This window comes from Pseudomonas inefficax, assembly GCF_032164165.1.
Taxonomy (GTDB): domain Bacteria; phylum Pseudomonadota; class Gammaproteobacteria; order Pseudomonadales; family Pseudomonadaceae; genus Aquipseudomonas; species Aquipseudomonas inefficax.
Map to the genome: position 1 here is coordinate 1,034,017 of NZ_CP134401.1, position 16,997 is coordinate 1,051,013.

The following is a 16,997-nucleotide window of genomic DNA, read 5'->3' on the forward strand; positions in this document are numbered from 1 at the left end:
GATGCGCCGCTCAGGCTCGTCCAGCAGCGGCAGGTCGGCAACCCGCTGCCCGGGTTCGCACACGATCCCCTGCAGCAGGCTCAACCAATGCCGGGCCATGCCCTCGACGGTCGCGGCGTCAAACAGGTCGGTGGCGTAGGTCAGTGCCGCGCCAATACCCTGCTCGTGCTCGAAGGTATCCAGGGTCAGGTCGAACTTGGCGGTGTGGTTGTCCCAGGCCAGCTCTTCCATCTGCAGCCCTTGCAGGCTACGGCGCTCGCCCTTGGCCTGGGTCTGGTGGTTGTACATCACCTGGAACAGCGGGCTGTGGCCAAGGTTGCGCTCGACCTGCAAGGTCTCGACCAACTGCTCGAATGGCAGGTCCTGATGGGCCTGGGCACCCAATGCACGTTGCTTCACCTGCTGCAGCAGGTCAATGAAAGTCATCTGCAAGTCGAACTCGGCGCGTAACACCTGGGTGTTGACGAAAAAGCCGATCAGGCGCTCGGTCTCGACCCGGTTGCGGTTGGCAACCGGTACGCCGACGCGGATGTCTGGCTGGCCGCTGTAGCGGTGCAGCAGCGCCTGGAAGCTGGCCAGCAACAACATGAACGGCGTCACGCCCTGCTGCTGGGCCAGATGCTTGAGTGCCTCGGCCAGTTCCTGGCCCAGCGCGACCTTTACCCGTGCGCCCTGATGGCTGCTCACGGCGGGCCGCGGGCGGTCGGCGGGCAGCTCCAGCACGGGCTGCTCTTCCCCCAGTTGCGCGGTCCAGTAGGCCAGTTGCTTTGCCTGTTCGCCGGCCTCCATCCAGTTGCGCTGCCAGGTGGCGTAATCGGCGTACTGCACCGGCAGCGCCGGCAATTCCACGGGTTGGCCCTGGCTGTGACCGTGGTAGAGCTGCACCAGCTCGTTGACCATCACCGGCATCGACCAGCCGTCGGAGACAATGTGGTGCAGGGTCAGCACCAGCACATGTTCGTCTGCTGCCAGGTGCAACAGGCGCACACGCAGCAGCGGGCCCTGTTGCAGGTCGAAAGGCAGGTGGGCTTCGGCTTCGACGCGCTGGCGCAAGTGGTTGTCATCGGCCTGCGCCAGCACTTCAACGGGCAGTTCGAAAGGGACATGTGGGTGGATCACCTGAACCGCCTGCTCGCCTTCCAGGCGGAAGGTGGTCCGCAGCGTTTCGTGGCGCTCGATCAGGGCCTCGAAGCTGCGCTGCAGGGCTTGGGTATCCAGGTGGCCTTTGAAACGCAAGACGGACGAGAGGTTGTACGCACTGCCCACCTCGCCCAGTTGCGACAGTATCCACAAGCGCTGCTGAGCGTAGGAAAGCAGCACCGGCTCTGCAGGATCCCTCGGGAAGATCGGCGTGACACCGTACAGGTTCACGCCTTGTTTCTTGAGCAAGGCTGCCAACGCCTTACGTTTTTGGGTGGACAACGATACGACTGTATCGAGCAGCTCTTGCACAGGGAATCTCCTAAGAAATCAGCTCATCAATTTCCTCCGTAGTTAGACGGTTGAGTGGTGGCATGGATTTAGACGGAAATTCAGGGCAGTAGCGCCCGCGAACACCGGCGCAGCCGGTGCCTTCCACCGCGTCGCCTGCTTCGCGGGTAAACCCGCTCCCACAGGGACCCCACCAGCTGAAGCAATGCGCCATACCTGTGGGAGCGGGCGCGCCCGCGAACACCGGCACAGCCGGTGCCATCCACCGCGTCGCTTGCTTCGCGGGTAAACCCGCTCCCACAGGGACCCCACCAGCTGAAGCAATGCGCTGTACCTGTGGGAGCGGGCGCGCCCGCGAACACCGGCACAGCCGGTGCCATCCACCGCGTCGCTTGCTTCGCGGGCATGCCCGCTCCCACAGGGACCCCACCAGCTGAAGCAATGCGCCATACCTGTGGGAGCGGGTTTACCCGCGAACACCGGCGCAGCCGGTGCCTTCCACCGCGTCGCCTGCTTCGCGGGTAAACCCGCTCCCACAGGGACCCCACCAGCTGAAGCAATGCGCCATACCTGTGGGAGCGGGCGCGCCCGCGAACACCGGCACAGCCGGTGCCATCCACCGCGTCGCCTGCTTCGCGGGTGAACCCGCTCCCACAGGCCCCCCGCCAGCTGAAGCAATGCGCTGTACCTGTGGGAGCGGGCGCGCCCGCGAACACCGGCGCAGCCGGTGCCATCTACCGCGTCGCTTGCTTCGCGGGCATGCCCGCTCCCACAGGGAACCCGCCAGCTCAAGGAATACGCTGTACCTGTGGATGCGGGTTTACCCGCCCGCACAGATCACATCAGGGCCTCAGGAAATCAGCTCATCGAGCTCATCCATGCTCAGGCTATCGAGCAACGCCAGGGATCTGGCCAGCTGGTCCTGGGTGGAATCGACCAAGGGCGTCCTGGCCTCCAACTGGCGACTGAAGTCAGCCAGCACCGGGAACTCGAAGAGTTCTTTCAATTCGGCCACTACCCCCACCTGCTCCCGGATGCGCACGATCACCGAGGTGGCCAGCAACGAGTGCCCGCCAAGCTCGAAGAAGTTGTCACCCAGGCCGACCCTCTCCAGCTTCAGCACATCCGCCCAGATCGCCGCAATCTGCTGCTCCAGCTCTCTCTGTGGCGCGATGTACTCGCCCTGCGTCTGGCTGGCATCCGGCTGCGGCAGGGCCTTGCGGTCAAGCTTGCCGTTAGGCGTCACTGGCAGCTTGTCGAGCAGCAGCAGGTGTGCCGGCACCATGTAGTCCGGCAAACCGGCCTTGAGCGCCTCGCGCAGGCTGTCGCGCAAGGCGCCTTCGTCTTGCGTGCTGTCGGCAGGCACCACATAGCCCACCAGCTGCTTGCCGCTTGGTCCGTCCTGGGCCAGCACCACGGCCTCCTGCACACTCGGCAGTTCCAGCAAGCGCGCCTCGATCTCGCCCAATTCGATGCGCAGGCCGCGAATCTTCACCTGGTGGTCGATGCGCCCGGCGTAGTCGATCACGCCATCGGCGCGGTAGCGCGCCAGGTCACCGGTGCGGTACAGGCGGCCGCCGTTGTCGCTGAACGGGTCTGGTACGAAGCGTTCGGCGGTCAGCGCCGGACGCTGGTGGTAACCACGCGCCAGGCCCACGCCACCGAGGTACAGCTCGCCGGCACTGCCGCGCACCGCCGGTTGCAGGCTGCCTTCAAGGATGTGGGTCTTGAGGTTGTCGATCGGCTGGCCGATCGGCACGCTGATGCTTTCGTCCGGTTGGCAGGTCCAGTGGGTGACGTCGATCGCCGCTTCGGTCGGGCCATACAGGTTGTAAAGGCCCGCAGCAGGCAGGCGTTGCAGGGTCTGGCGGGCCAGTTCGGCCGGCAACGCTTCGCCGCTGCACACCACGCGCTTGAGGCTGACGCAGCTTTCGACCGCTTCGTGGGTCATGAACGCCTGCAGCATCGACGGTACGAAGTGCAGCGTGCTGATGCCGTAATGGTTGATGCATTCCACCAGCAGCTGCGGGTCGCGGTGCGCCCCGGGCTGGGCCATGACCAGGCGCGCCCCGGTCAGCAGCGGCCAGAAGAACTCCCACACCGACACGTCGAAGCTGAACGGGGTTTTCTGCAGCACGCTGTCGCTGGCGCCCAGACCGTAGGCCTTCTGCATCCAGCACAGGCGGTTGACCAGCGCCTGATGGCTGTTGCCAGCGCCCTTCGGGCGACCGGTGGAACCGGAGGTGTAGATCACGTAGGCGAGGTTAAGCGGGGCCACGTCGATGTTCGGGTTGGCGTCGCTGTAGCCGCTCAGGTCCACCATATCCAGGTCCAGGCTGCGCAGGCCGGCCGGGATCGGCAGGGCTTCGTGCAGGTGCGACTGGGTCAGCAGCAAGGCGATGCCGCTGTCCTCGAACATGTAGCTCAAACGGTCCTGGGGGTACTCCGGGTCCAGTGGCACATAGGCGCCACCGGCCTTCAAAATACCCAGCAAACCGACGACCATCTCCAGGCTGCGCTCCATGGCGATGCCCACCAGCACGTCCGGGCCCACGCCCTGCTCGCGCAGCTTGTGCGCCAGCCGGTTGCTACGGCGGTTGAGCTCGGCATAGCTCAGGGTCTGCTCGCCAAAGGCCAGCGCCGGGGCATCCGGGGTGGCGAATACCTGGGCTTCGATCAGCTGGTGGACGCTGCGCTCGTCCGGGTATGCCGCGTGGGTTTCGTTCCAGCCTTCGACCATCTGTTGCTGTTCTGCCAGCTCCAGCATTGGCAGCTCGCCAATCATCGCTTCAGCATTCTCCACCAGCGCCCGCAGCACGTTGGCAAAGTAGCCAGCCAGCCGGCCAATGGTCTCGTCGCTCCACAACGCACGGTCGTGGCTGTACTGCATCGACAGCGTGGTGCCCAGCTCCACCACCAGGGTCAGCGGGTAGTTGGTCTGTTCCTGCACGGCTACGTCGCCGAAGCGCAGGCCACCGGGCGCGCCCTGTTGCAGCGCCTCGGCCACCGGGTAGTTCTCGAACACCAGGATGCTGTCGAACAAGGCGTCACCGCCCTGCCCCGCCCAGCGCTGCACATCGTAAAGCGGGGTGTGCTCGAATTCGCGCACGGCTAGGTTGCCGGCCTGCACCTGGCCGATCCACTCGGCCACGGTCTGCTCGGCACGCGGGGTGCCGATAACCGGCAAGGTATTGATGAACAGGCCGATCTGCTCCTCTACCCCCGGCAGGTCTGCCGGGCGGCCGGCGACCGTGGCGCCGAAGCACACGCTGGCCTGGCCAGTGCAGCGCTGCAACAGCAGCAGCCAGGCCGATTGCACCAGAGTGTTGACCGTGACCCGGTTGGCCCGGGCGAAGGCTTCGATACGGGCGGTCTGCTCAGGGTCGAAGGCCACGCGGTGGTCGCCATGGCCACTTCCGCCCGCGCCTGCGCTGCCGGCGATGGCCTGAGCCAGGCGGGTCGGCTCGTCCAAGGCCGCAAGCTGGGCTTTCCAGAAGGCTTCGGCAACGGCTGCGTCCTGGCCCTGCAACCAGGCAATGTAGTCGCGATAGTGCGTGGCCTGGGCCTGCGGCACCAGGCCGGCGTAACGCTGCAGCACTTCGCCCAACAGGCGCGAGGTGCTCCAGCCGTCCATGAGGATGTGGTGGTTGGTGTAGATCAGGTGGTGGCGGGTATCGCCTGTGCGTACCAGAACCAGACGCAGCAGCGGCGCGGCAGCAAGGTCGAAGCCGCGCTGGCGCTCGCCCTCGGCAAGGGCCTGCAATGCCTGCTCCAGCGCCGGCTGGCCACGCCAGTCATGCTCGCTGCATGGCAATCCGACGGCCTTGCGTACCACTTGTACGGCCTGTTCCAGCTCGCCTTGCAGGATAAAACCGCTGCGCAGGATGTCGTGGGCATCGAGCGTGGCCTGCCACGCCTGCAGGAAACGCTGCACATCCAGCCCATCCACATCCACGCGCAGCTGGTTGATGTAGTTGCCGGCCTGCTGGTCGTAAAGGGTGTGGAACAACATCCCTTGCTGCATGGGTGACAGCGGGTATACATCGGCGATCTGCCCGGCCTCCAGCGGCAAGCTGTCCAGTTGCGCCTGGGTCAGCGCGGCCAGCGGGAAGTCCGACGGCGTCACGCCCTGGTGCCACGCATCGCAGCAGTGCTCGACCAGCTCTGCCAAGGCCTGCCCGTAGGCCTGGGCCAGCTTCTCGATGGTGGCCGGGTGATGAATGTCGGCGCTGTAGGTCCACTCCAGGAACAGCTCGCCGCCGTACACCTGGCCGGTGATGCTCAGCCAGTTGCCCAGTTGTGCGCCGGCACATTGGGTACGGCCTGCGCTTTCCCCGCTTGGGGTGAACAGGGCGCCGGCCCCGGCATCGAAGCTGGCATCGAACTGGCCCAGGTAGTTGAAGGTGACACGGGCCTGGGCGGTACGCTCGAGCCGGTCACGCACTTCAGCATCGCCAAAGTAACGCAGCAAGCCGTAGCCGAGGCCTTTGTCCGGCACGCCGCGCAGTTGCTCCTTGATCGCCTTGATCGACTGGGCAAGGTCCTGGCCGGGTGTAAGACGCACCGGGAACAGGCTGGTGAACCAGCCCACGGATCGGCTGAGGTCGAGGTCGTCGAACAGGTCTTCGCGGCCATGGCCTTCCAGCAGTACCTGCACGTTGCCCTGTGCGCTCCACAGGCACAGGGTGCGCGCCAGCGCGGTCAGCAGCAGGTCATTGATCTGCGTGCGGTAGGCCGCCGGAGCCTGTTTCAGCAGCTTTGCGGTGCGCTCGGCATCCAGCCGTGTGACGGCGGTACGGGCATGAGTGTTGGCCAGGCTGCCCTGCGGGTTGTCCCGCGGCAGTTCGCCGGAGTCGCCGGCCAGCGCCTGCAGCCAGTAGTCGCGCTGTGCTTGCAGCGTCGGGCTGCCGGCATGGCTGGCCAGGCGCTCGGCCCAGGTCTTCACCGAGGTGGTCTTGGCGGGCAGGCTCACAGCCTGGCCGCCCAGCAGTTGCCGGTAGGCCGCTTGCAGGTCGTCCAGCAGCACCCGCCACGACACGCCGTCGACCACCAGGTGATGGACCACCAGCAGCACACGCTGCTGGCCATCGGCGAAGTCGAACAGTTCGGCACGCAGCAGCGGCCCGTGCTCCAGATCCAGGCTCGCCTGCACCTGGTTGCCGGCGGCATCCAGTTCATTCAGGGCGGCCAGGCTGCGCTGGCGCAGCAGTGGTGCATTGTCCAGTGGCTGGAAGCGCGCCTGCCACTGGCTATCGCTACAGGTGAAACGCAGGCGCAGGGCATCGTGCTGTTCGACCACGGCGCGCAGGGCTGCCTCCAGATGTTGCACCTGCACCGGGCTGGCCGGCTTGAGCAGTACCGACTGGTTCCAATGCGCCGGCTGGGCAATCTCCATCTCGAAGAAACGCGCCTGGGCCGGCAGCAACGCCACCTCGCCACTGGTGGCGGTGTCCACGGCGGCTACAGCTGGCTTCGTTTCGATGCGCTTGGCTACCTGGGCCAGCTGGGCGATGGTCTGTTGTTCGAACAGCTGCTTGGGGGTGATCCTGATGCCCTGGCGTTTGGCCCGGGCGATGATCTGCAGGCTGAGGATCGAGTCACCGCCCAGTTCGAAGAAGTTGTCGGTGCTGCCGACCTGCTCCAGCTTGAGCACATCGGCCCACACCGCGGCCAGTTTTTCCTCGATTTCACCATGCGGCGCCACATGGCCACGGCTGACAGCGCCCGGTAACGGCAAGGCGCGCTTGTCGAGCTTGCCGTTGGCGGTCAGTGGCAGGCGCTCCAGCAGCAGTATCTGCGCCGGCACCATGTAGTCCGGCAGGCGTGCCTGCAATTGCGCCTGCAGTTGCTGCACGGTCACGCCTGCGTCGGCCACACCGTAGGCCACCAGCTGCAAGCGCTCGGCGTCACCTTCCAGTGGCAAGGCCAGCACCACGGCCTCGCTGACACCGGGCAGGCCGGCCAGCACCCGGCCGACTTCACCTGGCTCCACGCGATAGCCACGGATCTTCACCTGGTCGTCGGCACGGCCGATGAACTCGACCAGGCCATCGGCCGTCAGCCGCGCGCGGTCGCCGGTGCGGTACAAGCGGGCACCACCCTCGGTCGGCACGAAGCGTTCGGCGGTCAAAGCCGGCTGGCCCAGGTAGCCCTGGGCGACGCCTTGCCCGCCCAGGTAAAGCTCACCGGGCACCCGCGCCGCCAACGGGTTGAGGTAGCCATCCAGCACCTGGGCGCAGGCGTTGCCCAGCGGGCGCCCGACCGGCACCGTGCGGCAGCCAGGCTGTGGCTGCCCCGGCTCGAACGTGAGCACGCCGACTGTGGTTTCGGTCGGGCCGTAGTGGTTGACGACCCGGCAGGCCGGGCGCAGTTCGCGGATTTTTTCCAAAAGGCTCCAGCTGCATGCCTCACCACCCAGGATCAGTGCCTCGGCGGGCAGCACATCGGCGGCGCGGGCCGCTTGCAGCAAGCCTTGCAGGTGGCTCGGCACCAGCTTGAGCACGCCGACCTGATGCTGCGCCATGTAGCTGGCGAAGCCATCCGGGTCGAACGCCAGTTCCTGTGGCAGCAGGTGCAGCAGGCGGCCCGAGGCCAGGGCACCGAACAGCACGGTGTGGCCCAGGTCGGCCGCAGTGGTGGAGACCATCGCCATGCTCGCTGCGGCCGGCAGTTGCAGGCGCTCCAGCACCGCCTGGGTGTAACTGGCCAGCGCCCCGTGGCTGATCACCACACCTTTCGGCTGGCCGGTCGAGCCCGAGGTATAGATCAGGTAGGCCGGTTGTTCAGCGGCGATGGCCACCTCGACCGGGCTGTCGCTGCAGGTTGCCCAGGCGGTGTGATCGCAGGCAATCAGCTGCACGCTGTCCAGGCTTGCGAAGCGCTGGTCGTCCGGCGCATGCAGCAGGACGGCGGCGCCACTGTCGGCAATCAGTTGTTGCAGGCGCTCCTGCGGTTGCTGGGTATCCAGCGGCAGATAGGCGGCACCAGTCTTGAGCACTGCGAGCAAGGCACTGACCCACTCGATGGAGCGCGGCAGGCACAGGGCAACGATGTTGCCGGCGCCGACGCCGCGCTGGCGCAGGTAGTTGGCCAGCCGGTTGGACGCCGCCTCCAGCCCGGCCTGGGTCATGAACCGGTCACCGGCACGCACACCACCGTGGGCCTGGCCTTGCGCCATTGCCTGGCGCCACAGGGCGAGGAAGTCACCCTGCGGGTAGGCCTGCGTGGTCGCCGGTAGCAGCGTCGCTACTTGCGGGCTGTCGACGATCGCCTGCTGCGGGTCGCGGACCAGCGCATCCAGCACCTGGCGCAGCGAAGCGGCCATGCGTTCGATGGTGGCCTGCTCGAACAGGTCGGTGGCGTAGGTGAAATAGCCTTCGATGGCGCCGGCCTTGTCGGAGAAGTCGAACGCCAGGTCGAAGCGGGCATCGCCGCCGTCACGGGCAAAGCCTTCCACCTCCAGCGCGCCCAGGCGCTTGCGCCCCGCATCGCTGGCGGCCACGTGCTGGTTGATCTTGAACTGGAACAGCGGGTTATGGGCCAGGTTGCGCTCGGGCAGCAAGGCATCGACCAGGTGCTCGAACGGCAGTTCCTGATGCGATTGGGCGCCGCCGATCACATCCTTTACCTGCTCCAGCAGCGCGGCAAAGGTGGCGCGCTCGTCTACCTGCACGCGCAGCACCTGGGTGTTGATGAAAAAGCCGATCAGGCCTTCCAGCTCCTTGCGGTTGCGCCCTGCGTTCGGGGCGCCGATGCGGATGTCGGCCTGGCCGCTGTAGCGCGACAGCACCACCGCCATGGCCGCCAATACCAGCACGAACAACGTGTGGCCACCCTTGCGCGCCTGGCTGCGCAGGGCCTCGGCCTGCTCGGCGCCGATGTCCACGCGCACCACCGCGCCACGCTGGCTGGGCGTGGCCGGGCGCTCGAAGTCCAGCGGCAGGCTCAGCACCGGCTGCTCGTCGCCCAGTTGGGCCTGCCAGTAGGCCAGCTGGCGCTGCGCTTCACCGGCTTCGAGCCAGGCACGCTGCCAGATGGCGTAGTCGGCGTACTGGATCGGCAACGCCGGCAACTCGGCCTGCCCGCCTTCGGCCAGGGCGCTGTACAGCTGGATGAATTCCCGCACCAGCACATCGCTGGACCAGCCATCGGAGATGATGTGGTGCATGCTCAGCGCCAGCACGTGGTGATCGGCGGCCACGCGCAGCAGGGTCACCCGCAGCAGCGGGCCGGTCAGCAGGTCGAAAGGCTGCTTGAGGGCGGTATCCACGGCCACGCTCAGCGCTGCCTCATCGACTGCACCGTCGAACTCCACCCGTTCCAGCGCCAGCGGGCAGTGCTCGAGGATTTCCTGATAGAACTCGCCTTCCTCCGAGGCGAAGCGCGTGCGCAGCGACTCGTGGCGTTGCACCAATGCATCCAGCGCCTGTTGCAGCACCGCCTGGTCCAGCGCGCCCTTCAGGCGTACTGCCATCGGCACGTTGTAGGCCGGGCTGCCGGGCTCCAGCTGCCAGAGAAACAGCAGGCGTTGCTGGGCGTACGACAGCGGAATACGCGCCAGGCCCTGGCGCGCGGGCACGATGGGCAGCAGGCGGAAGCTCTGCCCGGTGGCCTGCATCTTTTCCAGGATCTGCTGGCGTTGCTCCACGGGGAGGCCAACGAAACGTTGGGCGATGCGTTGTGCGGCGGTGAGTTCCATGTCAGGCCTCTGTGAATGCATTCATCATTTGTTCGATATCGCTCAGGCCGTCGTCGGAGAGCGACAGGCCCTGCTCGTCCAGCGCCTGGGCGAACGCGCGTAGTTCGGGGTGGCTGAAGATCAGCCGCAGGGGTATGTCCAGCCCCAGTTCGACGTTGATCCGCGACACGGCCTGGGCCGCCAGCAAGGAGTGGCCGCCCAGCTCGAAGAAGTTATCGTTCAGGCCGACCCGGGCAACGCTCAGCAACTGCGCCCAGATGTTCGCCAGTTGCTGCTGCCGCTCGGTCTGCGGCGCCTGGTAGTCGTGCTGTGGCTGATTCGGGTCGGGCAGCGGCAGGGCCTTGCGATCGAGTTTGCCGCTGGGGGTCAGCGGCATGCTCGGCAAGGTCACCAGGTAGGCCGGGATCATGTAGTCCGGCAGGCTGGCCTTGAGGTACTGCTTAAGGGCCTGGCGCAGATCGCCGCGGTAGCCTTCGGCCGGCACCGCATAGGCGCACAGCTGCTTGCCACTGGGCAAGTCGATGGCCAGCACGGCGGCTTCGCGGACATCCGGGTGCGCGCGCAGGTACTGCTCGATCTCGCCCAGTTCGATACGGAAACCGCGCACCTTCACCTGGTGGTCGACCCGGCCGCGATAGGCCAGCTGGCCGTTTTCGTCGTAGCAGCCAAGGTCGCCGGTACGGTACAGCCGTCCACCGCCGACCGGGTCGAACGGGTCGGGGATGAAACGCTCGGCGGTGAGTGATGGCCGCTGGTGATAACCGCGCGCCAGGCACCCTGCCCCGCCGATGAACAGTTCGCCAGGTACGCCCACCGGCGTCGGCGCCAGGCCATCGTCCAGGGCATGCAAGGTGCGCCCCGGCAAGGCACGGCCGATTGGCACCCCGCCCTGGCTGACCTGCTCCACGGTCATCTGCGAGCAGTCGTAGGTGGTGGCGACCACGGTGGCTTCGGTCGGGCCGTAGGTGTTCAACAGGCGCACGGCTGGCGGGCCATCGACCAGCCAGGCGCGCAGGGCATCTTCCGGCACTGCCTCACCGCCGACGTGAATCTGCTTCAGCCGGCCATAGGCCTCGGGGGCTCGGCGCTCCAGCGCCAGCAGGCGCCAGTAGGCTGCCGGCAGGTCGGCAACGGTCACGCCGTGACGATTGATCTCGTCCAGCAGCGTGGCGGTGTCCCACAGCCGCAGGTCGCGCAGCACCACACAGGCGCCCTGGGCCAGCGGCGGGAAGAACTGCTCGATGAAGCCGTCGAAGCTGATGGTGGCGAACTGCAGCACACGGTCGCCCGGGGTGAGGCGCGAATAGTCGCCTGCCACCTGGCAGAACAACGACAGGGCGTGATGGTCGATGGCTACGCCCTTGGGCATGCCGGTGGAGCCGGAGGTGTAGATGACATAGGCGAGGTTGTGCGGTGCCGCCAGGTTGGCCAGCGGTTCGGCGGGCCAGGCGTGCAGCCACTCGGTGCCCGGTTCCAGTACCACGCAGGGCAGTTGCCTGCCCAGTTGCAGGCGCTCACGCGAGGGCGCATCGGCCAGCAGCAGGCCGATATTGCTGTCCTCGACCATGTAGGCCAGGCGTTCTTGCGGGTAGTCCGGGTCCAGCGGCACATAGGCGCCACCCGCCTTGTGAATGGCGACCAGCGCCAGGGCCATGCCCAGGCCGCGCTCGACAGCCACGCCGACCAGCGCGTCCGGCCCCACGCCCAGCGCCCGCAGGCGGTGGGCCAGCTGGTTGCTGCTGCGGTCCAGTTCGGCGTAGGTCATCTGCTGGTCGTCGCAGATCAGCGCGATAGCGTCTGGACGCTCGCGCGCCTGGCACTCCAGCAGCTGGTGCGCGCACAGGCCGCTGGTGGTTTGCCGCGCGGGGTTCCAACCGTGGGTCAGCTGCTGGCGTTCGGCGCTGCCAAGGAAGTCCAGCTCGCCGATGCAGCGCTGCGGTTCGGCACAGATGGCTTCCAGCAGCGCCTGCCAGTGGCCGGCCATGCGCTCGATGCGCGCTGCGTCGAACAAGTCGGTAGAGTAGTTGAACGAGGCGGTCACGCCATCGGAGCGCTCCAGGGTGTTGAGCGAGATGTCGTACTGCGCGCCTGGCTCCTGCAGGTCTACCTCCCTGACCTGCAGACCGTGCAGGGCATCGCTGGACACCTGCTCGCCAAGGTCGCGCAGGTGGTTGTACAGCACCTGGAAGAACGGGTTCACACCTTGGCTGCGGTCTGGATACAGCGCCTCGGCAACCTCGAGGAACGGCACATCCTTGTTGGCCTGGGCCTGCAAGGTGGTTTCCTTGATCACCGCCAGCAGCTGCGGGAACGGCTGGCTGCCATCGACACTGATACGCGCCACCAACACGTTGATGAAGAAGCCGATCAGCCCTTCCAGTTCCAGGCGGTTGCGGTTGGTGACCGGCACGCCGATGTTGAGCGTGCCCTTGCGGCTGTAGCGCGACAGCACAATGGCATAGGCCGCCAGGAATACATGGAACAGCGTGGCGTTGGATGCCACCGCCAGGGCGCGCAGACGCTCGGTGAGGGCCTGTGGCAGGCGCACATCGAAGCGGCTGCCCTGGTAGCTCTTGACCTGCGGGCGAATGCGGTCGGCAGGCAGTTCCAGCACTTCGAAGTCGTCTTCCAGGCGGGCCTTCCAGTAGTCGATCTGCGCCTGCATCTGCCCCTCGGCCAGCCACTTGCGCTGCCAGGCGGCGAAGTCGGCGTACTGCACCGGCAGCGGCTCGACGGTTTGCGCCTGGCCTGTGGCGGCGGCGTTGTAGGCAGCAGCGAACTCGCGTACCAGCAGGCTCATCGACCAGCCATCGGAGACGATATGGTGCAAGGTCAGTGACAGCAGGTGCTCCTGCGCATGCACCTTGAACAGCCGGGCGCGCAGCAGCGGACCGCGCTCCAGATCGAACGGGACGAAGGCTTCGGCTTGCAGCCTGCGCATTTGTGCGGCGTGGTCCTGGCCGCTGAGGTCTTCGAAACCGATCGGGACCGTGGCGGTCGGCAAGATGCGCTGCCAGGGCAAGCCGTCGGCCTCGACGAACACCGTGCGCAACGATTCGTGGCGGGCCACCAAGGCATCCAGCGCTGCCTGCACGGCGGCGCGGTCAAGGTGGCCCTGCATGCGCACGGCCATTGGCGTGTTGTAGGCCAGGCTTTCGGGGTTGAGCTTCCAGAACAGCCACTGGCGGTTCTGCGAACGGGACACCGGCAAGGGTTGCTGGCGGTCGAGGATCTCGATGTCCAGGCCTGCGCCCTGCTCGCCTTCGGCCACTGCCTGGGCAAAGGCCTGCAGGTCGGCGGTGTCGAACAGGCTGCGCAACGGGATATCCACGCCCAATTGCTTGCGTATCCGCGATACCGCCTGGGTGGCCAGCAGCGAATGGCCGCCAAGGGCAAAGAAGTTGTCGCCCAGGCCGACCTGCGGTACTTGCAGCACTTGCGCCCAGATCTGTGCCAGCTGCGTTTGCAGCGGGGTCTGCGGCGCCTGATAGGCCACTTGCGTGGCGACGGGTTCCGGCAGCGCACTGACATCGACCTTGCCGTTGACCGTGACCGGCAGCTGTTCCAGCACCATCAGGTGGGTCGGCACCATGTGTTCGGGCAGCAGGCTCTTGAGGCTGGCGCGGATCGATTCCTGCCAGGTCAGGCTATCGGCCGGCATCTGGCTGGGCACCAGCCAGGCAGCCAGTTGCAGTTGCGGCGCCTGGCCATGTACGCGAACCAGGGCATTGGCGACACCGCCCAGGGCACGCAGCTGGTTCTCGATTTCGGCTAGTTCCACGCGATAGCCACGGATCTTCACCTGGCCATCCATGCGCCCGGCGAACTGCAGGTCGCTGCCTTGGCGAACCCAGTCACCGCTGCGGTACAGGCGCTGGCCGTGGCCGTTCGGGTCGGGAACGAAGCGCTCGGCGGTGAGTGCCGGGCGGTTCAGGTAGCCACGAGCCAGGCCGGCGCCACCGATGTACAGCTCGCCCCTGGCTTTGGCCGGCAAGGGTTGCAGGCAGCGGTCGAGCACCGCGACGCGGGTGTTGGCCAGCGGCTGGCCGAGGCTGGTCTGCTCGTTCAGTTCGGCGACCAGCACACCGACTGTGGTTTCGGTCGGGCCATAGTGGTTGAACACCGTGAGCGCCGGGGCCAGGCTGCGGACCTTGCCCAGCAGGCTCGGGCTGATGGCCTCGCCGCCGAGCACCAGGCACTGTGCCGGCAGCGCCGAGCGGCCTGCCACCAACATGGCCTCCAGATGCGACGGTACGATCTTCAGCGCGTCTACCCGGTGTTCGGCCAGGTAGGCGGCGAAGCCTTCGGCATCCAGCACCTGCTCGCGTAGCAGCAAATGCAAGGTGTGGCCGCCGCACAGGGCGCCGAACAGCATGGTGTGGCCAAGGTCGGCAGCCGGGGTCGAGACCTGGGCCATGCTGCGGATACGCTCGACCGGCAGGCGCGCGGTGATGCCCTCGATGTAGTTGGCCAGGGCGCCGTGGCTGATCGCCACGCCCTTGGGCTGGCCGGTGGTGCCGGAGGTGTAGATCACATAGGCCAGGTTGGCCGGTGCTGGAGCGATGCGCGTGGCCTGGCCATTGCCGGCTTGCGCCCAGTCAAGGTGCTGCGCGGCTGCGGGTAGCTCGGCCTGCCAGCTGCCGGGGGCCAGCACCAGCCGCGTGCCACTGTCGGCAAGCATGTAGGCCAGGCGTTCGGCTGGTTGCTCAGGCTCCAGCGGCAGGTAGGCGCCACCGGCCTTGAGCACGCCGAGGATGCTGGCGAGCATGCCGACGCTGCGGTCAGCCAGCACGCCGACCAGCGAGTCCGGCCCCACGCCGGCTTCGGCCAGCCGGCCGGCGATGGCCTCGGCGCGGGCATCGAGTTCAGCGAAGCTGGCCTGCTCGCAGGCAGCCATCACCGCGATACGCTCAGGGTGACGGCGGGCCGCAGCAGCAAAGCGCTCCTGCACCATGGGTACTTCGTTAGCCGGTGCTGCTACGCCAATGGCTGTGGCCAGGCCCGGCAATGCCAGCTCGCCTACGGCGCCAGCCGTTTCGGCGGCCAGCGCTTGCACCAGGGTCATCCACTGCTCACCGAGGGTTTCGACGGTAGCCGCATCGAATACATCGGTCGCATAGGTGAACGCTGCATGCAACTGCCCGCCGCGCTCGTGGGTGTCCAACGCCAGGTCGAAACGTGCGCTGCGCTTTTCCAGGGCAATCGGAGCCAGGCTCAGGCCGGAGCGGGTCTCGATGGCCTGCACATCCGCCACCTGCGCCTGATGGTTGAACAGCACCCGGAACAGCGGGCTTTCGCTGCTGCGCGGCAGGTCCAGGGCCTCGACCAGTTGCTCGAACGGCAAGTCCTGGTGGCTTTGCGCGCCTACGGCAGTTTCGCGCACGCGCTGGAGCAGGCCGGTGATGTCCAGCAGTGGGTCGATCTCAGTATGCAGCACCTGAGTATTGATGAAGCAGCCGATCAGGCCCTGGCTTTCCACACGGTTGCGGTTGGCGATGGGCACGCCGACGCGGATCGCGGCCTGGCCGCTGTAGCGTTGCAGCAACAGCTTGAAGGCGGCCAGCAGGACCATGAACAGGGTGACGTTGTGCTTGCGGGCCACACCGCGCAGGCGTTCGGCGACGTCGGCGGCGATCGGGAATTCGTGGCGAGCGCCGCGGTAGCGGGGGCGGCCCTGACGGCTGCGGTCCAGTGGCAGTTCCAGCGGCGAATGGTCGTCGCCCAGGCGCGCCTGCCAGTAGGCCAGCTGGCGCTCCTGCTCACCGGCCTGGAGCCAGCTGCGCTGCCACAGGGCGTAGTCGCGGTACTGGATCGGCAGCGGTTCCAAGCGGGCTTCGCTGCCGGCCACGGCGGCGTCGTACAGGTGCAGGAATTCGTCGATCAGCACGTTCATCGACCAGCCGTCGGCGACGATGTGGTGCAGGGTGAGCAGCAGGATGTGCTCCTGTGCGGCCAGTTGCAGCAGGCGCACACGCAGCAGCGGGCCGCTGGCCAGGTCGAAGGGGGCCAGGGCTTCGGCTTCGGCGATGGTTTCGATGGCGGCCTGACGGGCGCCTTCATCCAGGCCGGCCAGGGCATCCTGGTGCAGCTGCAACGGGGCAGCGCTGGCATCGACCTGCTGGCGCACGTCATCGCCGTCGGCGACGAAGCGGGTGCGCAGGGTTTCGTGGCGGGCCACCAGGGCATCGAAGGCGTGCTGCAGGGCTGCCAGGTCCAGCGGGCCATTCAGGCGCACGGCCATGGGCAGGTTGTACGCCGCACCTTGCGGGTCGAGCTGCCAGAGGAACCACATGCGCCGCTGGGCGTACGACAGCTGATCACGCTCGGCCACCTCCACCCCGGGTGCAATCGGCAGCACGGAAAAATCCATGCCCTCGCCCTGCAGCGCCTTGAGGAACAGGCGGCGCTTGTCGGGGCTGAGTTCGATGAAGCGGCGGGCGAGCTTGAGCGTTTGGTCGGCATTCATGTCGAGCGGTGTCCTGGCAGTCGAGCGGTAACTGTCAGACGAAGGCATGGGGGGTTGATTTAGTGGCGCCGACCTTAGGCCCCGCACCATCCCTGTGGGAGCGGGCGTGCCCGCGAATCAGGCGACGCGGTGTATGGCACCGGCTGCGCCGGTGATCGCCGGCAAGCCAGCTCCCACACCGACCGCGCAGGGAGATTGCATAGAGAACAAGGTTCGAGAGCGTGTCACATTCACTGTGGGAGCGGGCGCGCCCGCGAAGGGCCTAACGCGGTGTATGGCACCGGCTACGCCGGTGTTCGCGGGCGCGCCCGCTCCCACAGAGCCCTGCTAAATCGATGATTTATGTGTTGTTCTATGAGAGCGGGCATGCCCGCGAAGAGGCCGGCATTGCCATCAATAAAA

The 16,997-nt window shown here is 66.9% G+C and carries 2 protein-coding genes and 1 pseudogene; all 3 read right to left on the reverse strand.

All coding sequences use genetic code 11. The features are described from left to right. Positions 1 to 15 precede the first annotated feature (15 nt). Positions 16 to 1,452: pseudogene (locus tag RIN61_RS26900) on the reverse strand (condensation domain-containing protein); the annotation flags it as partial. Positions 1,453 to 2,281: 829 nt separating this feature from the next. Further along, on the reverse strand, positions 2,282 to 10,129 hold the full coding sequence (locus RIN61_RS04610; RefSeq protein ID WP_313855976.1) for a non-ribosomal peptide synthetase: 7,848 nt from the start codon (positions 10,127 to 10,129) through the stop codon (positions 2,282 to 2,284). Between the two features lies 1 nt (position 10,130). Next, complete coding sequence (locus tag RIN61_RS04615) at positions 10,131 to 16,595, reverse strand: non-ribosomal peptide synthetase (protein WP_313855977.1); 6,465 nt, start codon at positions 16,593 to 16,595, stop codon at positions 10,131 to 10,133. Positions 16,596 to 16,997: the final 402 nt, after the last annotated feature.

Coding starts and splice junctions, on each gene's coding strand:
- RIN61_RS04615 (WP_313855977.1), bottom strand. CDS start 16,595: ATGAATGCCGACCAAACGCTCAAGCTCGCCCGCCGCTTCATCGAACTC.
- RIN61_RS04610 (WP_313855976.1), bottom strand. CDS start 10,129: ATGGAACTCACCGCCGCACAACGCATCGCCCAACGTTTCGTTGGCCTC.